Here is a 21219-nt window from a genome sequence, read left to right as displayed (position 1 = left end):
GGGTTCCCATACACCCTTCCCGTACTCTGGAGTCTATGTCTGCTTCCAAGAACACGCCCGGCCGCGTCGCCGCCGCGCTCACGGGCGTCCTCGGCATGAGCGTCGTCGCCGGCGTGCTGGTCGCCGCGATGGTCACCCCGGCCATCGCCGTCACGAGCCTCGCGGCCAACGACACCATCGGCATCTTCGACGACCTGCCGGACTACCTGCAGATCGACAACCTCGCGCAGAAGACCGAGCTGTACGCGACGCAGGGCGGCCAGCCGGTGAAGTTCGCCGAGTTCTACGCGCAGAACCGCCAGGAGGTCAGCTGGGACGAGGTGTCCGACAACGCCAAGGCGGCCGCGGTCGACACCGAGGACCCCCGCTTCTACGAGCACGCCGGGGTGGACGTGCAGTCCACGTTCCGCGCGCTCGCCCAGAACGTCATCGGCGGCGGCGTCGAGTCGGGCGCGAGCACCATCACCATGCAGTACGTGAAGAACGTGCTCGTGCAGAAGGCGGAGGCGCTGGCCGAGACGGACGCCGACGCCGGCAAGAAGGCCTACCAGGAGGCGACCCAGGAGTCGACCGCGCGGAAGCTCAAGGAGATGCGCCTCGCGATCGGGCTGGAGAAGAAGTTCTCCAAGAACGACATCCTGCTCGGCTACCTCAACATCGCCACCTACGGCGGCAACGTCTACGGGATCCAGTCGGCCGCGAGGTACTACTACGGCGTGGACGCCAAGGACCTCACCGTCGCCCAGGCCGCGAGCCTCGTCGCCACCGTCAACTACCCGACCGCCCTCCGCATCGACAAGCCCGAGAACATCAAGGCCAACCAGGCGCGGCGCGACATCCTCATCGACAACATGCTGAAGCACCACAGCATCACGCAGGCGCAGCGCGACGAGGCGATCGCCACCCCCGTCACGCCGGCCATCACGCCGTCGGTCAGCGGCTGCAACGCCGCCCAGCCCGCCAGCGCCGCCTACTTCTGCGACGCCGTGAAGTACACCGTGGAGAACTCCACGGAGTTCGGCGCGACCCCGGACGAGGCCCGCCGCAACCTCAACCGCAACGGCTACAAGATCTACACGACGCTCAACCTCGACCTGCAGGCCAAGGCCACGGACGACATGCGCAAGCAGATCCCCACCACGATGAACAGCATCAACGTGGGATCCGCGATGACCAGCGTCGAGGCCAAGACCGGTCGCGTCATCGCGATGGTGCAGAACACCGACTACGGCAACGGCGACCAGCGCGGCGTCACGAGCGTCAACTACAACACCGACCAGAACTACGGCGGATCCGGCGGCTTCCAGGTGGGGTCGACGTACAAGCTCGTCACCCTCCTCGAGTGGCTGAAGGAGGGCCACTCGGTCAACGAGGTCGTCCAGTCGTCCAAGGGCACCTGGGCGGGCAAGGACTTCCGCGACTCGTGCACGGGCGGCACCCTGGGCTCGCCGCCGCTCACCGTCACCAACGACGGCGCGGCGCCCGGAGCGAACCGCACGGTCATGTCCGGGACGGCGAACTCCACCAACACGGCGTTCATGGCCATGGCCTCGGAGCTCGACATGTGCGGCATCGCGCAGACCGCGAAGGACATCGGCATCCACCAGGCCGATCCCAAGAAGCAGCTCTCGAACTACGTGTCGGACATCATCGGCTCGGGTGGCAACAACATCGCTCCGCTCACGATGGCGTCCGCCTACGCCACGGTCGCCAACAACGGCACCACGTGCAAGGCGATCATGATCGACAAGGTCGTGCTGCCGGACGACACCGAGGTCACGCCGCCCTCCGCCGAGTGCCAGGAGACCGTGAGCCCGGACGTGGCCCACACCGCGGCGTACGCCCTCGCGGGGGTCATGGGAGCCACCGGAGCCGCGGGCGACACGAACGACGGCACGCCGCTCATCGGCAAGACGGGGACCACCGACCGGGCCAAGGACACCTGGTTCGTCGGTTCCAGCACCGAGGTCACGACGGCCATCTGGGTCGGCAGCGCCTCGGGTCAGCAGATCCAGCAGCGCAAGACCAAGCTCCCGAGCGGCCAGCTCATGTCCACCGCGCGCTTCGCCGTGTGGAAGCCGTTCATGCAGGCCGTGAACGGGATCTACAAGGGCGGGGCGTTCCCGGGCCCGGCAGCGGACCTCACCCGCACCCCCACGGTGCAGGTGCCGGACGTCGCAGGCATGTCGCCCGCCGACGCCCAGTCCGCCATCGAGGGCGCGGGCCTGTCCTTCGCGCAGGGCGGCGCGCGCGCCTCCTCGAGCGTCCCCGCCGGCCAGGTCGCCGGATCCGACCCCGGCGCCGGCGCCAACGCGGCGCGCGGATCCACCGTCACGGTGTTCACCAGCAGCGGGCCCGACCAGAGCCAGCAGCAGCAGGGCATCCCGGGCACCGTCCCGGACGTGCGCGGGCAGGACATGACGAGCGCCCGCCAGACCCTGCGGTCCGCCGGCTTCAACGTGACCATGGCCCAGGAGCAGGTGCAGGACAACTCGCAGATCGGCAAGGCGACCCGCACGGATCCCGCGGCCGGCCAGCAGAGCGGCGGTCCCGTGACGCTCTACATCGGGCGCACCTGATGAGCGTCCTCGGGACGCTCGCGCGCACCGCCGGCGGCGTCGTCGCGGCCGGCGCCGCGGTCTTCGCGTACGCGTCGTTCTACGAGCGCCGCCGCTTCACGCTGCGGGAGGTGACGGTGCCGGTCCTGCCGGTCGGCGCCGACCCCATCCGCGTGCTGCACCTCTCGGACATGCACATGGCGCCGTGGCAGCACAAGAAGCAGCGGTGGGTGCGCGAGCTCGCCGACCTGCAGCCCGACCTCGTCGTCGACACCGGCGACAACACGGGGCACGAGCAGGGCATCGTCGCCGTCGAGGAGACGCTCGAGGCCTTCCGCGGGATCCCCGGCGTCTTCGTCCACGGCTCGAACGACTACTACGGCCCGATGATGAAGAACCCGTTCAAGTACTTCACCGCCAACACGCACGCCACGCAGCGCCCGGCGGACCTCGACCTCCCCCGCCTCGAGCGGCTCTACGCGTCGCTCGGCTGGCTCGACCTCAACAACGCCGCGGGCGCGGTCGAGGTCAACGGCACCCTGCTCGAGTTCTTCGGCGTCGACGACCCGCACCGCGACTTCGACCACCTGGAGGCGATCCCCGGGGCCCTCGAGGAACTGCGCGAGGACGGCGACGCCTACCAGGGCGCCTCCGACGCCCCGGTGGTCTCCATCGGCGTCGCGCACGCGCCCTACCGCCGCGTGCTCGACTCCTTCGTCACGAACGGCGCCCGGATGGTCTTCGCGGGGCACACGCACGGCGGCCAGGTCTGCGTGCCCGGCTACGGCGCGCTCGTCACGAACTGCGACATCCCGCGCCGTCAGGTGAAGGGCCTCAGCGTCTGGCCGCACGCCGACCGGGCGTCGTTCCTGCACGTGAGCGCTGGGCTCGGCACCTCGATCTACGCGCCCGTGCGCTTCGCCTGCTTCCCCGAGGCGACGCTGCTCACGCTCACGGCGGTCTGACCGCCCGCCGCGTACTCGGGAGCCCGGAACATCGGGTATCGTAGATCCCGGCCCTCGGGCCATCGGGGTGTGGCGCAGTTTGGTAGCGCGCTTCGTTCGGGACGAAGAGGTCGCAGGTTCAAATCCTGTTACCCCGACACACCGCCTCCTCCGGGAGGCACAGCACGACGAAGGGCCGCTCCTCCGGGAGCGGCCCTTCGTCGTCCGGCCGGCGACGTGATCGCGTGCGGCGCCGCCCGCTCCGCCGCCGCGGCTAGCGCGAGCCGGGCTTGAGCCGCAGCGCCGGCCGCTCGATCGCGTAGTAGGTCGCCGCCGAGAGCGCGAGCGTCACCACCCCCACCACGAGCGTGTTCAGGGCGAAGCCCGCGAGCGTGTCCGGCAGCACGAGGCCGGCTCGACGGAGGAAGCGGATCACCGGCAGGTGCCAGAGGTAGACGCTGAAGGAGATCGTGCCGAGCCACGCGACCCACCGGAGCTCGAGGACGCGCGTGACGGGGCCGAGGGATCCCCCGCTTCGCGGCGACGCCACGAGGAGCAGCAGCGTCGCGCAGGAGGCCGCCACGACGCTCTCCTCGAACGCCCCCACGGGCGCCTCGGACGCGACCACGATGAGCGCCGCGGCGCCGAGCCCGGCCGGCACGCGCCAGCGGGCGACGCGGTCGCGCAGGCCCTCGTCCGCGGACAGGGCGAGCAGGACCACGGCCGCCGCCATGCCGTAGGCGAAGAGGTCGGCGTGCACGAGGATGCTGCGGTTCGCCACGGCCTCCCACGTGACGCCCCACTCGCTCGCGAGGCGCCCGCGGTGGCCGAGCGGGGCCTGCGCGACCATCGACCAGACCTTGCCGGCCACGCCGACCAGCAGCAGGACCACGGCGGGCGCGAGGGCGCGGATCCAGGTCGACCGACGGCGCAGCAGCCGTGCCGCGAGCAGCGCGACGATCGGCAGCACGACGTAGAACGACACCTCGACGGCGAGCGTCCAGGCGACCTCGATGCCGCTGCGCAGCGTGCGCGGCGAGTACCCCTGGAGGAGCAGCGCGTTGACGACCGTGTCGAGGGGCCCCAGGGTGCCGACGGAGATGCCGGCGTCACGCGTCTCGCGCGGCAGGATCGCGACGCGCAGCACCAGGCTCACGAGCAGCAGGACGACGACGTACCCGGGGAGCACGCGGAGCGCGCGGTTCGCGGCGTAGCGGGAGAGCCGCGGCATCCTCCCGCCGTCGACGAGCGCCCGCGCGAACGGCAGGAACAGCAGGAAGCCGCTCAGCACGAAGAACAGCGTCACGCCGTGGCTGAAGAACGCGACCTCCCCCACGAGGGGCACGTCGGTCGTCGGCCGGGCCAGCTGGCGCTGCACGTGGTACAGGAGCACGGCGACGGCCGCGACCCCGCGCAGCCCCTCGATGCCGGGCAGGAGCGTGCGCACGCGTGCGGGCGCGGACGTCGGGGTCCCGGTCATGAGGGCCTTCCCGGGTCGGTGGATCGGCGGTCGTCCAGTCTACGAGCCGCCGGATCGGAGGTGTCCGCGGCCGGGCGGCACACGACACGACGGCCGCCGCCCGGAGGCGACGGCCGTCGACGCGCGCTCCCCATCGAGCGCGGGCTCACCCCTCCGGCGCAGGGCCGGGCTGGGCCGGGGCGGGTTGCGCCGGAGCGGCGGGCGCCTCGGGAGCCGTCGGCGCCGCCGACTGGGTCGGCTGGGGCTTCGGCGCCACGTAGGGCCGCTTCGTCAGCGCGCTGCTCGGCGAGGGGAAGCCCTCGGCCGGGTAGCGGTCGTCGATGAACGTCTGCAGCGGCTTGAAGATCCGGTGACGTGCGCTGTCCGCCGCCGATCCGTTGAGGACGTTCCGGCGCATGGACGCGAAGCCCTCGACGTTGCCGACCCAGACGGCCGTCGTCACCTCGGTGGAGGATCCGACGAACCACGTGTCCTTCGAGCGGTCCGTCGTGCCGGTCTTGCCCATGATCTCGGTGCCGTCCCGCGGGTTCGACGCCGCGCCGGTGCCGCCCATGACGGCCTTGAGCGTGAACGCCGCCGTGTTGGCGACCTCGGGGCTCATGGCCTGGGCGCACTCGCTCTTCGGCGTGACCAGCTCGGTCTCGTCCGGGAGGACGACCTTGTCGATCGCGATGGGCGGGCACATGGTGCCCTGATTTGCGACGGACGAGAAGGCGGTGGCCATCTGGAGCGGGGCGACGGTGTTGCCGCCCGAGCCGACGACGTCGGAGGGGAAGCTCGACAGGTCGCGCTTGTCCGCGTTGTACGCGCCCATCTCCGTCGCCGTCTTGCTGATGTCGCAGAGGTCCAGCTGGCTCGCCATGGCGACGAACGCCGAGTTCACCGAGGCGACCGTGGCGGCGAGGACGTTCTGGTTCGACGTCGCGCCGGTGTTCGTGTCGTTGGTGACCTTGTAGTCCGGCGATCCGGCGAGGTTGTCGCCGCAGCGGGTGAACTCGCTGGCCGACCAGGTGGTCTTGGACGCGTTCACCGTCTGGTAGATCGACTTCCCGCTCTTCAGCCAGTCGACGAGCGTGAAGATCTTGTACGTCGATCCGACCTGGAAGCCGGCGGAGCCGCCGTGCGCCTTATCGGCCGCGTAGTTGATCTCGGTGACGCCCGGCTGGTCGGCCGCGACGCCGTAGTCCGTGTTCTGCGCCATCGCGATGATGCGGCCGGTCTTCACCTCGCGGGAGACGACGGATCCGCCGATCTTCGTGAAGCGCGCCGTGGTGGGCACCTGCTTGCGCATCTGCTCCGCCGCGTTGCCCTGGATGTCGAGGTCGAGCGTCGTGTAGACCTGCATGCCGCCGCGCTTGAGCACCGCGTCGCGCTCGGCCGGCGTCGCGCCGAACTCGGGGTTGGTGAGGATCTCGTTCTTCACGTAGTCGCAGAAGTACGCGGCCGAGATCGGGTTCGCCTGGATGCAGCCGCTCGTGGAGGGCGTGATCGTCGGCGTGATCGGCGCAGCCTCGGCCGTGTCGAACTGCTCCTGCGTGATCTTCTGCTCCTTGAGCATGTTGCGCAGGAGCAGGTCGCGCCGCGCCTTGTTGCGGTCGAGGTTCTCCGGGTTGTCGATCTTGTAGATCTCCGGCGCGTTGACGGTCGCGATGAGGCTCGCGGCCTGCTCGAGCGTGAGGTCGGCGGCAGAGACGTTGAAGTAGTAGCGGGCGGCCGACTCGATGCCGTACACGCGGCTGCCGAAGTTCGCGATGTTGAGGTACGCGAGGAGGATCTCGTTCTTCGAGTACTTCTTCTCCACCCCGATCGCCATCCGCATCTCCTTGAGCTTGCGGGGCATGTCGGGCTGCGTGGCCTCGGTGAAGGCCTTGCGGCCCTCGGCCTGCGTCGCCTCGTCCGAGGAGTCGACCATGTTCTGGGCCTTCTGGACCAGGACGTTGCGGACGTACTGCATGGTGATCGTCGAGGCGCCGGACTGGACCTCGTCGTTCAGGACGTTCTGCGCGAGCGCACGGGCGGCCGACAGCACGTCGACGCCGCCGTGCTCGTAGTAGCGGGGGTCCTCGGTCGCGATGGCGGCGTCCTTCGCGTACTGCGAGACGGCCTCCCACGGGACCTCCTCGCGGTCCTGCGAGAAGAACTCCGCGAAGGGGACCTGCTGGTCGCCCTGCTTGGCGAACAGGACCGTCTTCTGCGCGAGGTTGTCGATCTGCAGGTTGTCCGGGATGTCCTCGAACACGCCGATGGTGCTGTTGGCCGCGATGCCGGAGACGGCGATGGCGGGGGTCACCATGGCGGCGACGAGGACGCCGGCGATCGTGCTCATGCCGACGAGTCCGAGGAACGCGCCCAACCGGGTCGAGATGGTCAGGTCAGTTTTCCTCATGGTACGAATCTAACCCGCGCTCGGAGGCGGGACATCCGCCTCAGGGAGGGTCTCAGCTCCCCGTGGCCGAAATGTGATGAGTGCACGCACGATCCGTCCCGACGGCGGCGCGGAGGGTGCATGCGACGGCCGCTCCCGGCGCAGGGGGCGTTGCTAGTCTGCCGCCCACATGGATCCCGTCACCCCCGCTCCCCCACGCCGCCCGGCGGATCCCGACAGGGCGCGATCGCCGTGGGGCGCGGAGCGGGACCGGCGACGGACCCGCCGTCGGCACCGCCAGGCGGGCGGGCTGCTCGCGATGTACGTGGGCCTCGTCGCGCTCGTGACGCTGACGCCCGACAGCGTCGACCGCGGCGTCTACCCGCTCCTCATGCGCGGCGTGGGCTTCGTCCAGCGACACGGCGTCCCGGGCTTCCGGTACTCGATGATCGAGGAGGGGGCGAACGTGGCGCTGTTCGTGCCGCTGGGGATGCTCGGCGTGCTCGCGTTCGGGATCCGGCGGTGGTGGGCGGTCGCCCTCGCGGCCGTCGCGCTGTCGGCCTGCGTCGAGCTCGCCCAGGGGGCGTTCCTGCCGGCGCGGGTGGCCTCCCTCACGGACGTGGCCGCGAACGGCACCGGCGCCGTCATCGGCGTGGCCCTCGCCTCGGCCATCGGGGCGCGGACGCGACGACGCGGGCGGCCCCGGTCGTGAGCGGGGCCGCCCGCGTCGGCGGTCGGATGGGGTCGGGCCTCAGGAGGCGCGACGGCGACGCGTCGCGGCGATGCCCGCGGCCGCGGCGCCGGCGAGGAGGAGCCCGCCGCCCGTGATCGCGAGTCCCGTGGGGACGGTGCCGCCCGTCACGGGCAGCGAACGCGTCGCCGCGGTCGTCGCGCTGGCCGGGACGACCGAGACGAGGCCGCACCAGTGCGAGCCGGACGCGGCGTCCTCGTTGGCGCGCCACGTGCCGGACGCGGTGGCGGGGACCACCAGCGTGCCGGAGACGGAGCCGTCCGCCGCGGCGACGGCCGTCGCCGCCGGATCCCCGGCGACGGCGGGCGCCCCGGCTGCGCCGGCGAGACGGAGGGCGACGGTCTCCCCCGCGGTGAACGACCCGGCTGCGCCGGTGATCGTGACCGACCCGCCGGGCTCGACGGCCGCGGGGGTGACGGACATGCCGTCGCACGCGAGCAGCGAGTCCTTGGGGACGTAGTTCTCGGCCTGGGCGGCGAGGGGTGCGGAAACGGTGATGACGAGCGCGACGAACGCGCCCGCCAGGGTCTTGGCGAGCATCTCGGGTGTGCCTTCACGGGTACGCCCGAGGCGGACGTGCGGGGCACGACGGGTATCGCCTCGGGGCGGTGGTGTCCGCGGCGCGCGATTTCGGGTCGGCGCCATGGGGCGGACAGCGGGTCGGGTAAACCCACGATCGAGATGCTAGCCGGGTCCGTCCGCGATGGCGGCCCCGTCCGGAGCGATGGGCCCCGGACTGGGGGTGCGCCGCCCGGACATGGCGGAAGGCCCCGAGGCGATGCCTCGGGGCCTTCCGTCGCACCGCTCCGGGGAGTCAGGCGACGCGGGTCGTGGTGTGGATCAGACCGTTCCGCGCTGGCGACGGACCGTGGTCAGCACGACCACGAGCGCGGCGCCGAGGAGCAGCAGGCCGCCGCCGGTCCAGATGAGGACGACGGGGAGCTGGCCGCCGGTGACGGGCAGGCCCGAGGCGTCCGTTGCGGAACCGGAGCCGGTGCCGTTGGAGGTGCCGGTGCCGGCGGCCGCGACGACCGAGATCGACGTGGAGACGGTGTTGCCCTGGGCGTCCGTGCCGACGAGCGCGTAGGAGCCCGTGGCGGTGCCGGCGGGCAGCGTGACGGTGACGCGGAGGCCGCCGGCGTTGGTCGCGTTCTTGGTGATGGAGTTCGAGGTGACGGCCATGGGGGCCGTGCGGAAGGAGGCGAGCGTGGCGTTGGCCGCGTCCTCGCCGGTGATGGTGACGGTGACCGCGCTGTTCGCGGCGAACGAGCCGTCCGCGAACGTGAGCACGGTGCTCTGGCCGGGAGCGACGGTCGGGTCGCTGACGGTCACGCCGCCCTCGGGCGTGTACGGGTCCGCGTTGGCGGCGGTGGAGACGGTGAACGTCGCGGCGAGCGCGATGGCCGCGCCGGCGAGGATCTTCTTGAGCATGTGTGGTTCCCCCTGGGTGAGATTGCGTGGTGCAAGGGGGCACTCGTCGGACTCGGGTCCGCCGTCGGTCAATCCCCCACTGAGGACACTACCGGGATCCGTCACAGGACAGCGAGCGGAATTGCGTATCCGTGGCATCGATCACCGGCGTGGTCACGATCGACAGCGGCGTGTCGGTCTTTTTGTCCCCCAGCGTGTCCACCGAAATGCGGACCTCCTGGCCCGGCTTCAGAGTCACCTCGACCTGGGCGACGGCCCGACCGCCGACGACCTCGGGCTGGAAGGGCGCCTCCTGGTCGTCGATGCGCACGCTCAGCGGGACCGTGCCCGGAGGACCGTAGACGGCCACGCGGGTCTTGACGTCGCCCGGGGCGACGCCGTACTGGCCGCCGCCCGTGACGACGTAGGGCAGCGACGCCGCGTCCGCCGGGGCGGTCGAGGTGAGCGTGACCTCCGTGCGGTAGTTCGGGCGACCGTCGTCGCGGCACATCGACATGCCCAGCGTCGTCCCGAGCTTCAGGAAGTAGTCCATCTTGGCGCCGGTCGAGTCGTTGAGGAACACGCCGAAGACCGTCGACTCGCTGTTGTCCACCGGCAGCGAGCCCTGCAGCGTGGTGCCGTCCAGCGTCGCCTGCTCGTCCGCGCGCGCGTTCCAGATGAGGATCCGCCGCTCCTCGGCCGCGCGGGTGAGCGCGGAGACGAGGGCCGCCGGCTTCACGTCGCCGGAGGAGACCTTCGAGAAGACCGTCTCGGCCACGCTCGCGAAGACCGCGTCCTGCACGTCGGGGTTCGGGTAGCGGAGGTAGACGTCGTGGAGCAGGAGGCTGACGGCGTCATCCGACTTCAGCACGTCCCCGGTCGGGAGCGTGATGGGCCCGGTGGCCTCGAGCAGGTACGACAGGGCCACCGGGTCGATGCTGATGACGCCGTCCACCGGCTCGCGGTGCTTGAGGCGCCACATCTCGGCCGCGAGCGGAGCGGCCTGGGGGAAGTCCGGCGTGAGCGTGACGTCCTGCATGTAGCGACCCGTGATCGTCCCGTAGAGGCCCGCCGTCTGCGGGTCGAGCGGGAGCGCGGGCTCGGCGAGGCGCGGGAAGGCGCGGGCGGAGTCCTGCGTGCCGAGCGAGAAGGCGCCGTCGCCGGTCTTCACGAGCGCGAGCGCCCCGGGGATGCCGCCCGTGGAACGCACCTCGGCGTTGTTCTGGAACATGAGGAGGTAGGAGCGGTCGCCGTCCGCGCCCAGCATGGCCGGCGCGAGGTCGGCGACGTGGCGCACGATGGCGAGCGTCTCGGCCGCGGACGACACCGTCTGGCGCAGGCGGGTCACGGCGTCGGTGACCGGGGCGAGGGTCGATCCGGTGTCGATGTCCGTCACGTCCTGCAGCGCGGCGTCGAGCGCGTCGTCCGCCTGCCGCACCGGCTCCTGCGCCGCGATGATCGGATCGAGGTCGATGCGCCCGTCCTTCGGCGTGAGGCTGTCGAGGTCGAGGGTCCCGGCGATCCCCACCACGGGCTGGAGGGCGTCGCCGCCGATGCGGTCGACGACGCCGGCCACGGAGCGGAAGGCGCGCAGGTTCGGGCCCACGCCCGGGACGAGCTCCGTCACGGCCCAGACGGGGTCGGAGGTGAGGGAGACGGCGCGCGCGGAGTGCTCGCGAAGCTTGTCGACGCCGGAGGCGGCACCCGCGGGATCGCCCGCGAGGAGGTCGCGCTGCACGGAGGACGCGAGCGGGACGGCCTGCTCGAGTTCGCCACGGGCGAGGAGGGCGCGCGCGGCGATCCACGCGATCCAGAGGACGACGAGCAGGGCGAGGCCCGCGGCGACCGCGGCGAGGATCCGTCGGCGCGTCCACGGACGTCGGGAGCGGCGGACGCGGCGGGAGCGGATCGTGGAGGAGCTCACCAGCTGGCCCCGCCGTCGGTGGAGACGCTCACGGCGTCGCCCGTCAGGAGCCACACGTCGCGGCCCGCGGCGGAGAGCGCGACCGCGCCGCTCGTGGGGACGGCGGACGCGCAGCCCAGGACGCTGACCGCGCCCGTCGAGGGGACGATGCGTCCGACGCTCGTGCCGCGGCAGGACTCCGCGGTCCCGGCGGTGAGGATGCCGTCCGGGCCGAGCGCGAGCGCGAGGACGCCGGGCGCGTCGACGCGTCGGAAGTCGCCGCCGCCGGAGCGCACGTGGACGGCGCCGGATCCGCAGAGGACCGCGGCCGCCTGGCCGCTGTCGACCGCCTGGACGGCGTCGTCGCACGGCGCGTCCCGCTGGCCCTGCACGAGGTGGACGGTGCCCGGGTCCGCGGGGTCGACGTACGCCGTGGTGCTCGCGAGCGCCGGGGAGTCGCGCCAGAACTCGCCGCCCGTGAAGCTCTGCAGTGCGGTGCGGGAGCACGCGGCCGTGACGTCGGCGACGATGCTGCCGACGTCCGGGCTCGCGACCGAGAGCGCCAGCACGCGGCGGGCGTCGAACGAGTCGGTCGTGCGCGTGTCCCAGGTGCGACCCCGGTCGATGGTGGTCTGGATGCGCGCGGCCTCGCCCGTGCAGGACCCGGCGGTGGTGCGCCAGGCGACGTCGGCGTTCCCCGCGGCGAGGAACACCGTCGGCGCGGCGACGGACGGCGCCGGGGCGGCGGTGGGCTCGGGCGTGGGAGCGGCGGTCGCCGGTGCGGGATCGGCGGAGGCGGAGGCGGAGGCGGAGGCGGCCGCGTCCGGGCTCGGCGCCGGGCCCCCCGTGCCGCCGCCGGTGCGGGTGACGGCGGCGGAGACCAGGATCAGGTCGATGACGAGGAAGGCGACCACGGCGGTGACCCCGACGCCCGGGATGACGCGCGACAGGGAGGCGCGACGGCGCGCCGGGCGTCCGGTGACGGCCATCGGCTTCCGGCCGTCGGCGGGCGGCCTAGCCACGTGCGGCTCCCGCGGCTCGACGGGCGCGGAGGGCGGAGGGACGTCCTCCTGGGCGGCGCGTCGGCGCCTCGGCCTGAGCCGACATGGTGTCTCCCGGTGTGGCGGGCATCGAGCGGCCGTCGGATCCGGCCTCGGGGGAAGCCGGCTCCCGGTCGCGCCCGGGCGGGGACCCGTGACCCGGACCCGGTGGGGCGCTCGGGCTCGGGATCCGCGCATCGGGAGATGCGGGGCGGAGCGGTGGTGTCATCCGGATCGTACAGGCCACAGCCGGGCGGCCCCCGATGACACGGGTCCGGCCGTCGCGCCCGGAGGCGGACGGCCGGCGGGTCATGCGGGGGCGGGCGAGGTGCCGTCCGCACCCTCGGGGCGGACGTACGAGTAGCCGTACTGGCCGTAGCCGTACGCGTCCGGGCCCTTGGTGGGCAGCATCGTGAGGACGACGCCGAGGACCTCCGCGCCGACGCTGTTGAGCGACTCGATGGCGGCGTGCACCTGGCCGCGGTGCGCGCGTCCGGAGGAGACGACGAGGATCGCCCCGCCGGCGCTCTTGGAGAGCACGGCGCTGTCGGTGACGGGCAGCAGCGGCGGCGCGTCGATGAGGACGGTGTCGAACTCCGCCTCGAGGTCCTTGAGCAGCGTGACCATGGTGCGCGATCCGAGCAGCTCGCTCGGGTTCGGCGGGATCTGCCCCGCGGGCAGGACGAACATGTTGCGGTTGCCCCAGGGCTGCAGCACGTCCGTGAGCTTCGCGCGCCCGATCAGCACGTCGGTGAGGCCGACGGCGCCCTCGAGCCCGAGGTACGACGCGAGCTTCGGGCGGCGGAGGTCGGCGTCGATCACGGCGACGCGGGCACCTGCGTCGCTGAGGGCGATCGCCAGGTTGGCGGTGGTGGTGGACTTGCCCTCCGACTCGACCGCGCTCGTGATGACGAAGCTGCGCGCCCGGCCGCCGAAGTCGAGGAACTGCAGGTTGGTGCGGAGGCTGCGGAAGGACTCGGCGCGGGGGCTCCGCGGGTCCGACTGCACGATGAGCGGGCGGTCCTTCGCCTTCGGGTCGAACGCGATCCCACCGAGGACGGGCGCGTCCGTGACCAGCCGCAGGTCCCGCTCGCCGCGGATGCGCGTGTCGAGCGTGGAGCGGAGCACGGAGACGGCGATGCCGAGCGCGAGGCCCACCAGCGCGCCGAGCGCGAGGTTCAGCGGCACGCGCGGCGACACGGGTGACGCGGGGATCCGCGCCTCCTGCAGCGTCGTGATCTTCACCTGCGGCTGACCGCCGGTGTCCTCCGGGACGAGCTGCGCGACGACGTCGGAGAAGCTCTTCGCGACGGCGTTCGCGATGACGGCGGCCGTCTCGGCCTGCTCGTCCTGCGCCGCGATCTCGATGATGACGGTGTCGGCGGCGGCGGAGGCGGACACGCGCGGCGCCAGCGACTCCGCGGTCTCGTCGAGGCCGAGCTGGGCGATGACCGGCTCCAGCACGACGGGCGTGGACACGACGTCGGCGTAGCTCTTGACCGCCTGCTGCGTGAACGAGTTGCCCTGGCTCAGGTCCGACACGGTGCCCGCCGACTGCGTCGACACGAACACCTTCGCGGAGGCCCGGTACTCCGGCGTCTGCACGAGCGAGTAGCCGGCAGCGGCCCCGACCCCGAGCAGCAGCGCGAGCAGGATGAGGATCCACGAACGTCGCAGGATCCGGATGTATTCACGCAGTTCCACAGGCGCTCCCCCTCGTCGGTGCGGTGCCCCCCGATGGCACCTCCGCCCATGCTCCCACAGCCGGGCACTCCCGCCCGACCTCCGAGCGGCCGGATGTCGTCCACCGGATCGCGCCCCACCTTCTGGGGCGGGGCCGCCCCGGCGGGCGGGGGCTAGCGTGGGCGCGAGGGACCGGGCCACCCACCCGCACCTCGCTCGACCGAACGCTCACCCGAAGAGAAGGTCCGGATCCCGATGCCCGACGTCTGCGCTGCCCTGGTCCCGTTGGCCACCCTGCTCATCACCGGCGTGCTCACCGCATGCGGGCTGCGGTACCTGCGGGACTGACCCGCGGAGGCGCTCCCGACGACCGGCGCGGCGACCGCTCAGGCGAAGTCGGCGTCCGGCCCCGCCGCGTAGCCGAAGGCGGCGGGCGCGGCCTCGACCGGGCGTCCGCTCGACAGCGCTCCCCCGCTCTCGGCCAGGTAGCACGCGCCGCACAGCGACATGTAGGTGACGTCCGCGCCGTCGATGGCGACCTGGTCGCCGGCGAAGATGAAGCGCTCCCCGACCTGGCGGGCGTTGAAGACCGCCTTGCGGCCGCACCGGCAGATGGTCTTCATCTCCTCCAGGCTGTGCGCGATCTCCAGGAGCCGACGGCTGCCCGGGAACGCGACGGTCTGGAAGTCGGTGCGGATGCCGTAGGCGATCACGGGCACGTCCTGCAGGATCGCGATGCGCAGCAGGTCGTCGACCTGCGACTCGCGGAGGAACTGGGCCTCGTCGACGAGGAGGCAGGCCGTGGGGCCGCCGAGCTCCTGCAGCACGCGGTCGCGGTGGATCCCGAACTCCTGCCAGACGTCCGCGTCCGGCTCGAGCAGGAAGTCGACCGGGCGGCGGACCCCGAGGCGGGACACGATGTCGCGGTCGCCCTTGGTGTCGATGACGGGCTTCGTGAGCAGGACGTGCTGCCCGCGCTCCTCGTAGTTGTACGCGGCCTGCAGCATCGAGGTGCTCTTGCCGCTGTTCATCGCGCCGAATCGGAAGTAGAGCTTGGCCATCTACCGAAGGTAGCCGTCCTCGGCGGCCCGTTCGATCAGGTCGGCCCGGCGCCCCGCCGCGCGACCCACCAGCCGGTACTTGGCGCGCACCCGCCGGAGGTAGGTCTTGGCCGTCTCGTACTGCACGTTCATCTGCGCCGCCACGTCGACGGTCGAGCGGCCCGTGACGTAGAGGCGGAGCGCCTGCTCCTCGCCCTGGCTGAGCCGGGGGCTCGGGAACGCGGGAGCCGGATCCGGGTCGTGCGCGGCCGCCCGGGCCGCCGCGACCGCGGAGCGCACCGCCACGACGATGTCACGCGCGGGGACGGGACCGGCGAGGAGGGCGGAGGCACCCGAGCCGAGCACCCGGCGACGGACCTCCGGGCTCCCGGATCGGGAGAGCACCACGACGCTCGCCCCGGCCGCCCGGCAGGACCGCACGCGCCCCTCGACGCTGACCGCGTCGGCGAGGTCGTAGTCGAGCACGACGACCTCGGTCGGGAAGCGCGGCGACCGGACGAGCTGGAGCCAGCCCGTGGTGCCGACGACCACGTCGACCTCGGGTGCGCGGCTCTGGAGGATCGAGCAGACCTCGTCGAGCGCCGACTCGTGGCCCATGAGCACGGCGACGCGGACGGGCTGCGCGACCCCGCGCCCGGCGGCCGACGTCGTGCCCGCCCCCGGGAGCCGCAGGGTGGTCATGGGAGAACTGTAGCCAGCGCGCCGGGTCCGCCGAGGGCGCGGACCCTCCGCGGACACCGCCGTCGCCCCGGCTCAGAACAGGGTGGCCTGCGTGCTCGCGGGCCCGGCGGGCAGCGCGGCGGCGACCAGGGGTCCCGGCGCCGACGACCGCGTGGGCCCCGCCGCCCAGCTGCCGCGCCCCCGGGAGGTGGTGGCCCGGCTGTCCGCGCCCTCCTGGCTCCAGCCCGGTCGCGGTGCGGCGGGCCGCGCGACCTGACCCTCGATGCCGGGCACGTCGGCCCGGGACAGCACGCCACCCGTGCGGGGATCCACCCGGCCGCCGCCCAGCCCGTGCCGGCGGACGAGCGGGGCCATGCGCGCCGTGAGCCACGAGCGGTAGGCCTGCGGGGCGTACGCGCCGCGCGCGTACAGGTCGAGGTAGCGGCCCACCAGCTCCGGCCGCTCCCGCTCGAGCCACTCGAGGTACCACTCCTTCACGCCGGGCTTGAGGTACAGCGCGGAGTAGAGGACGCGCGTGCCGCCGGCCTCGCGGATGCGGCTGAGCGCGTGGTCGAGGTGCTCCACCGAGTCGGTGAGCATCGGCAGGATCGGCATCATGAAGACCGTGCAGTCGAGGCCGGCCTCGCGGATCGCGGTGACGGTCGCGAGGCGCGCGGCGGTCGTGGGCGTGCCCGGCTCGACGGACTGCTGCAGGTCGTCGTCCAGCACGGCGATGCTCATCGCGAGGTCGACGGGGACGGTCGCGGACGCTTCGGCGAGCAGCGGCAGGTCGCGCCGGAGGAGCGTGCCCTTGGTGAGGATCGAGAGCGGCGTGCCCGACGAGGCCAGCGCCGCGATGATGCCCGGCATGAGCGCGTAGCGGCCCTCGGCGCGCTGGTACGGGTCGGTGTTGGTGCCGAGCGCGACCGCGTCGTGCGTCCACGTGGGCTTCGCGAGCTCCCGGGCGAGGACCTCGGCGACGTTGACCTTGACGACGATCTGGTCGTCGAAGTCGCGGCCGCCGTCGAGGTCGAGGTACGCGTGCGTCGGCCGGGCGAAGCAGTAGACGCAGGCGTGCGTGCAGCCGCGGTACGGGTTGATGGTCCACCCGTACGGCATGACCTTCGACTCCCCCGGCACGCGGTTGAGGGCCGACTTCGCGAGCACCTCGTGGAACGTCACGCCCTGGAACTCCGGGGTGCGGACGCTCTGCACCAGGTTGCTCAACCGGACGAGCCCCGGCAGCGCGTCCGCGCTCGCATCCGACAGCTTCTGCGCGCTCCACCTCATGCGGACATTCGAACACACTTTCGAACGGAGCGCGAGCGGATGCCGAGGAGGGCGGCCGCACCGTGCGCGACCGCCCCGCCCGTCAGTGCTGGAGCTCGAGGACCTCGGCGGTCTCCGCGATGATCTTCGGCGTCTTCTTCGGGTCGGACGCGACGAGGGTTCCGTAGTTCGGGATCATGCGCTTCAGCGGCTTGCGCCAGCCGTCGATGCGCTCCGGGAAGCAGCGCTCGAGCACGTCGAGCATGATCGGGACGGCCGTGGAGGCGCCCGGCGAGGCGCCGAGGAGGCCCGCGATGCTCCCGTCGGCCGCCGCGACGACCTCGGTGCCGAACTGCAGGACGCCGCCCTTCTTCGCGTCCTTCTTCATGACCTGGACCCGCTGGCCGGCCGTGACCGGGTACCAGTCCTTCCGGTCGGCCGTGGGCATGAACTCGCGGAGCGCGTCGAACTTCGTCTCCTTCGAGGCGAGGAGCTGGCTGACGAGGTACTTGATGAGGCCCAGGTTGTCCTTGGCGACGGCGAGCATCGGGACGATGTTGTGCGGGCGGATCGACGCGAACAGGTCGAGCAGGGACCCCTTCTTGAGGAAGCGCGGGCTGAAGCCGGCGTAGGGCCCGAAGAGGAGGGAGGTCTCGCCTCCCACCACGCGCGTGTCGAGGTGCGGCACGGACATGGGCGGGGAGCCGATGGCGGCCTTGCCGTAGACCTTCGCGCGGTGCTTGGCGACGATCTCCGGGTCATCGGTGCGGAACCACTCGCCGCTGATGGGGAATCCGCCGAAGCCCTTGATCTCGGGGATGCCCGACTTCTGCAGGAGGGGCAGCGCGCCGCCGCCCGCGCCGATGAACACGAACCTCGCGTCCACCTGGACGGTCGAGCGGCCGACGTCGTTGCGGATGCGGAGGTGCCAGGTGCCGTCCGGGTTCTGCGACAGGCTGCGGACCTCGTGGTTGAGGTGCAGGGCCGCGCCGTGCTCCGTGAGGTAGTCGACGAGCTTGTTGGTGAGGGCGCCGAAGTCGACGTCGGTGCCGCCCTCGAAGCGCGTGGCCGCGATGACCTCGTCCTTGTCGCGCTGGAGCACGAGGAGCGGGGCCCAGGAGTGGATGACCGCGGGGTCCTCGGAGTACTCCATGGCCTCGAAGAGCGGGTGCGCGCGCATGGCGTCGAACCGGCGGCGCAGGAACTCCGCGTTCTCCTTGCCGCGCACGAACGTCATGTGCGGGGTGGGGTTGATGAACTCCTTGGGCTCCGGGACGGCGCCCGCGGTGACCAGGTGGGCCCAGAACTGGCGGGAGAGCTGGAACTGCTCGTTGATGCGGGTCGCGGACCCGATCTCGATCTTCCCGTCCTTCTCCGGCGTGTAGTTCAGCTCGCAGAGCGCCGCGTGGCCGGTGCCCGCGTTGTTCCACGGGTTGCTCGACTCCATGGCGACCTCACCGAGGCGCTCGAAGATCTGGATGGTCCAGTCGGGTTCGAGCTGCTTGATGAGGGTGCCGAGCGTCGCGCTCATGATCCCGCCGCCGACGAGGACGACGTCTACCGGTTCCGCTGATTCACTCACGCCGATCAGTGTACGCCCGCCCTCCGGCGGCCCTCCGGAGGGCCGCCGGGTGGTACGGGCACCCTTCCGCGCGCAGCTGGGGAGGGGTCAGCGGCGGGCGGCGACGACCTCGGCGATCTGCACGGCGTTGAGGGCCGCGCCCTTCCGGAGGTTGTCGTTGCTGATGAAGAGGGCGAGGCCGCGGCCGTCGGGCGCGCCCTCGTCGGCGCGGATCCGGCCGACGTAGCTCGGGTCCGTGCCCGCCGCCTGGAGCGGCGTGGGGATGTCGGAGAGCTCGACGCCCGGCGCCGTCGCGAGGAGCTCCGTGGCGCGCGCGACGCTGATCGGCGACGCGAACTCCGCGTTCACCGACAGCGAGTGGCCGGTGAAGACGGGGACGCGTACGCACGTGCCGCTCACGAGGAGCTCCGGCAGTCCGAGGATCTTGCGGCTCTCGTTGCGGAGCTTCTTCTCCTCGTCGGTCTCGAACAGGCCGTCGTCGACGATGCTGCCGGCGAGCGGGATCACGTCGAACGCGATGGGGCGCTGGTAGACCGCGGGCGCGGGGAGCTCCACGGCGCGGCCGTCGTGCACGAGGCGGCGGAGCGCGTCCGGGCCGGCCGCGACCGCGGCCTCGGCCTGGCCCGCGAGCTCCTCGGCGCCGACGAGGCCGGATCCGGAGACGGCCTGGTAGGTGCTCACGACGAGGCGGGTGAGGCCGGCCTCCTCGTGCAGGACCTTGAGGACGGGCATCGCGGCCATGGTGGTGCAGTTCGGGTTCGCGATGATGCCGCGACGCGCGTCCGCGATGGCCTCGGGATTGACCTCGGAGACGACGAGGGGGACGTCCGAGTCCATGCGCCAGGCGCTGGAGTTGTCGATGACGAGCACGCCCGCCTCCGCGAAGCGCGGCGCCTGCGCCCGCGACGTGGTGGCGCCCGCGGAGAACAGCGCGATGTCGAGGCCCGTGGGATCGGCTGTCGCCGCGTCCTCCACGACGACGTCGCGGCCCGCGAACGGGAGCGTGGTGCCGGCCGAGCGCGCGGAGGCGAAGAACCGGATCTCCGCGATGGGGAACGCGCGCTCCTCGAGCAGGCGGCGCATCACGGCGCCGACCTGGCCGGTCGCGCCGACGACGCCGACGCGGAGGCCGGCGGTCTCGGCAGCCGGGGCGGCGGATGCGGCGGGGGCGGTGTCGGTCACGGGTGTCTCCTCCTGCGGTGCGCGGGCGTGCGGGTCGGGCTCAGCGGTTCAGCGGCCGGTGCCGGCGTGGACGACGGCGACGTCGTCCGCGTCGAGCCCGAAGGCGTGGTGGACCACGCGGACGGCCTCGTCGATGGTGTCGGCGCGCGTGACGACGGAGATGCGGATCTCGCTGGTGGAGATCATCTCGATGTTGATGCCCGCGTCGGACAGCGCCGTGAAGAGCTGCGCGGAGACGCCGGCGTTGGTGCGCATGCCGGCGCCGACGAGCGCGAGCTTGCCGATCTGGTCGTCGTGCTGGAGGCCGGTGAAGCCGACCGCGGACTGCTCGGCCGCGAGCACGGTGAGCACGCGCTGCGCGTCGGACTTCGGGAGCGTGAACGAGATGTCCGTGAGGCTCGTGGCGGCGGCCGACACGTTCTGCACGATCATGTCGATGTTGGCGCCGGTCTTGGCGACGATGGTGAAGATCTGCGCGGCCTTGCCCGGCACGTCGGGGACGCCGACCACCGTGACCTTGGCCTCGCTGAGGTCGGCGGCGACGCCGACGATGACGGGCTCTTCCACATTCTCTCCATCCGTGGGGTTGTAGACGATGGTGCCCTCGTTGTGCGTGAACGAGGAGCGGACGTGCAGCAGGACGCCGTGCCGGCGGGCGTACTCGACGGCGCGGATGTAGAGGACCTTCGCGCCGGACGCCGCGAGCTCGAGCATCTCCTCGCTCGTGATGCGGTCGATCTTGCGGGCGAGCGGCACCACGCGCGGGTCGGCCGTGAAGATGCCGTCGACGTCGGTGTAGATCTCGCACACGTCGGCGCCGAGGGCCGCGGCGAGCGCGACCGCCGTGGTGTCGGATCCGCCGCGGCCGAGGGTGGTGATGTCGCCCGTGCCGCGGTTGAAGCCCTGGAAGCCGGCGACGATGGCGATGGCGCCCTCGCCGAGCGCGTCGCGGACGCGGCCCGGCGTGACGTCGACGATGCGGGCCGCTCCGTGCTGGGCGTCGGTGATCATGCCCGCCTGGCTGCCCGTGAAGGAGCGGGCGTCGTAGCCCATGCTCTTGATGGCCATGGCGAGCAGCGCCATGGAGATGCGCTCGCCCGCGGTGAGGAGCATGTCGAGCTCCCGCGGCGCGGGGATGGGCGTGACCTCGTGCGCCAGGTCGAGCAGCTCGTCCGTAGAGTCGCCCATCGCGGAGACGGCGACGACCACGTCGTTGCCGGCCTTCCTCGCGGCGACGATGCGCTTCGCGACGCGCTTGATGCTCTCGGCATCGGCGACCGACGATCCGCCGAACTTCTGCACGATGAGGCTCACGGGCGACTCCTGGGGTT

Annotated in this window: 16 protein-coding genes and 1 tRNA gene; 4 read left to right on the top strand and 13 right to left on the bottom strand. The window is 72.4% G+C overall.

All coding sequences use genetic code 11. The features are described from left to right. The first annotated feature begins 35 nt into the window (after positions 1-35). The 3 genes from FGG90_RS00380 (at position 36) to FGG90_RS00370 (ending at position 3660) form a co-directional block, all read left to right on the top strand. Positions 36-2579, top strand: a complete 2544-nt coding sequence (locus FGG90_RS00380; RefSeq protein WP_094126135.1) for a transglycosylase domain-containing protein — start codon at positions 36-38, stop codon at positions 2577-2579. After that, positions 2579-3523, top strand: a complete 945-nt coding sequence (locus FGG90_RS00375; protein WP_094126136.1) for a metallophosphoesterase — start codon at positions 2579-2581, stop codon at positions 3521-3523. Before FGG90_RS00380 ends, FGG90_RS00375 begins: the two co-directional genes overlap by 1 nt. Positions 3524-3586: 63 nt before the next feature. Then, positions 3587-3660 (top strand) — tRNA-Pro (locus FGG90_RS00370). Positions 3661-3776: 116 nt separating this feature from the next. Here the strand turns inward: FGG90_RS00370 and FGG90_RS00365 are convergent. Together FGG90_RS00365 and FGG90_RS00360 are read right to left on the bottom strand one after the other, a co-directional pair. After that, complete coding sequence (locus FGG90_RS00365; RefSeq protein ID WP_094126137.1) at positions 3777-4982, bottom strand: acyltransferase family protein; 1206 nt, start codon at positions 4980-4982, stop codon at positions 3777-3779. A 145-nt stretch (positions 4983-5127) separates the two neighbouring features. Further along, complete coding sequence (locus FGG90_RS00360; protein WP_094126138.1) at positions 5128-7368, bottom strand: transglycosylase domain-containing protein; 2241 nt, start codon at positions 7366-7368, stop codon at positions 5128-5130. A 169-nt stretch (positions 7369-7537) separates the two neighbouring features. Between FGG90_RS00360 and FGG90_RS00355 the strand changes: the two genes are divergently transcribed. Beyond that, positions 7538-8059 carry a VanZ family protein gene (locus FGG90_RS00355; RefSeq protein WP_094126139.1) on the top strand — a complete coding sequence of 174 codons (522 nt, stop codon included), beginning with the start codon at positions 7538-7540 and terminating at the stop codon, positions 8057-8059. A 39-nt stretch (positions 8060-8098) separates the two neighbouring features. On the opposite strand, the gene FGG90_RS00350 is transcribed toward FGG90_RS00355, so the two are convergent. From FGG90_RS00350 to FGG90_RS00300, 11 genes are all read right to left on the bottom strand, one after another. After that, entirely contained in the window at positions 8099-8638 is a 540-nt protein-coding gene (locus tag FGG90_RS00350; RefSeq protein WP_094126140.1) for a sortase, read from the bottom strand. 300 nt (positions 8639-8938) lie between these two features. Next, a complete protein-coding gene (locus tag FGG90_RS00345) occupies positions 8939-9529 on the bottom strand; it encodes a sortase (RefSeq protein WP_094126141.1) in 591 nt (196 codons plus the stop codon). 88 nt (positions 9530-9617) lie between these two features. Next, a complete protein-coding gene (locus FGG90_RS00340; RefSeq protein ID WP_237583474.1) occupies positions 9618-11432 on the bottom strand; it encodes a DUF4012 domain-containing protein in 1815 nt (604 codons plus the stop codon). Beyond that, the gene (locus tag FGG90_RS00335) at positions 11429-12433 is read right to left on the bottom strand and encodes a hypothetical protein (RefSeq protein WP_237583473.1); all 1005 of its coding nucleotides are present in this window, start codon (positions 12431-12433) and stop codon (positions 11429-11431) included. The genes FGG90_RS00340 and FGG90_RS00335 overlap by 4 nt, the downstream gene beginning before the upstream one ends. A 327-nt stretch (positions 12434-12760) precedes the next feature. Then, the gene (locus FGG90_RS00330; protein WP_094126143.1) at positions 12761-14155 is read right to left on the bottom strand and encodes a tyrosine-protein kinase domain-containing protein; all 1395 of its coding nucleotides are present in this window, start codon (positions 14153-14155) and stop codon (positions 12761-12763) included. Positions 14156-14520: 365 nt separating this feature from the next. Continuing rightward, on the bottom strand, positions 14521-15195 hold the full coding sequence (locus FGG90_RS00325; RefSeq protein WP_094126144.1) for a thymidine kinase: 675 nt from the start codon (positions 15193-15195) through the stop codon (positions 14521-14523). Continuing rightward, positions 15196-15876, bottom strand: coding sequence for a helix-turn-helix transcriptional regulator (locus FGG90_RS00320; RefSeq protein WP_094126145.1), 681 nt, complete (start codon positions 15874-15876; stop codon positions 15196-15198). Positions 15877-15948: 72 nt separating this feature from the next. Beyond that, entirely contained in the window at positions 15949-17145 is a 1197-nt protein-coding gene (locus tag FGG90_RS00315) for an Rv2578c family radical SAM protein (protein ID WP_094126146.1), read from the bottom strand. 82 nt (positions 17146-17227) lie between these two features. Then, positions 17228-18706, bottom strand: a complete 1479-nt coding sequence (locus FGG90_RS00310; RefSeq protein ID WP_094126147.1) for a malate:quinone oxidoreductase — start codon at positions 18704-18706, stop codon at positions 17228-17230. A gap of 87 nt (positions 18707-18793) precedes the next feature. Further along, a complete protein-coding gene (locus FGG90_RS00305; protein WP_094126148.1) occupies positions 18794-19888 on the bottom strand; it encodes an aspartate-semialdehyde dehydrogenase in 1095 nt (364 codons plus the stop codon). A gap of 48 nt (positions 19889-19936) precedes the next feature. Then, positions 19937-21202, bottom strand: a complete 1266-nt coding sequence (locus FGG90_RS00300) for an aspartate kinase (RefSeq protein WP_086517980.1) — start codon at positions 21200-21202, stop codon at positions 19937-19939. Positions 21203-21219: the final 17 nt, after the last annotated feature.

It is taken from the genome of Clavibacter michiganensis subsp. tessellarius (assembly GCF_021922985.1).
Classification (GTDB): Bacteria; Actinomycetota; Actinomycetes; order Actinomycetales; family Microbacteriaceae; genus Clavibacter; species Clavibacter tessellarius.
The sequence above is the reverse complement of the archived record's forward strand: the minus strand, read 5'-3'. Positions and strand labels throughout refer to the sequence as shown.

What these genes read in the sequence shown, in the direction of transcription:
- FGG90_RS00380 (WP_094126135.1), top strand. Translation starts at nt 36, where the DNA reads ATGTCTGCTTCCAAGAACACGCCCGGCCGCGTCGCCGCCGCGCTCACG.
- FGG90_RS00375 (WP_094126136.1), top strand. Translation starts at nt 2,579, where the DNA reads ATGAGCGTCCTCGGGACGCTCGCGCGCACCGCCGGCGGCGTCGTCGCG.
- FGG90_RS00365 (WP_094126137.1), bottom strand. Translation starts at nt 4,982, where the DNA reads ATGACCGGGACCCCGACGTCCGCGCCCGCACGCGTGCGCACGCTCCTG.
- FGG90_RS00360 (WP_094126138.1), bottom strand. Translation starts at nt 7,368, where the DNA reads ATGAGGAAAACTGACCTGACCATCTCGACCCGGTTGGGCGCGTTCCTC.
- FGG90_RS00355 (WP_094126139.1), top strand. Translation starts at nt 7,538, where the DNA reads ATGGATCCCGTCACCCCCGCTCCCCCACGCCGCCCGGCGGATCCCGAC.
- FGG90_RS00350 (WP_094126140.1), bottom strand. Translation starts at nt 8,638, where the DNA reads ATGCTCGCCAAGACCCTGGCGGGCGCGTTCGTCGCGCTCGTCATCACC.
- FGG90_RS00345 (WP_094126141.1), bottom strand. Translation starts at nt 9,529, where the DNA reads ATGCTCAAGAAGATCCTCGCCGGCGCGGCCATCGCGCTCGCCGCGACG.
- FGG90_RS00325 (WP_094126144.1), bottom strand. Translation starts at nt 15,195, where the DNA reads ATGGCCAAGCTCTACTTCCGATTCGGCGCGATGAACAGCGGCAAGAGC.
- FGG90_RS00320 (WP_094126145.1), bottom strand. Translation starts at nt 15,876, where the DNA reads ATGACCACCCTGCGGCTCCCGGGGGCGGGCACGACGTCGGCCGCCGGG.
- FGG90_RS00315 (WP_094126146.1), bottom strand. Translation starts at nt 17,145, where the DNA reads ATGAGGTGGAGCGCGCAGAAGCTGTCGGATGCGAGCGCGGACGCGCTG.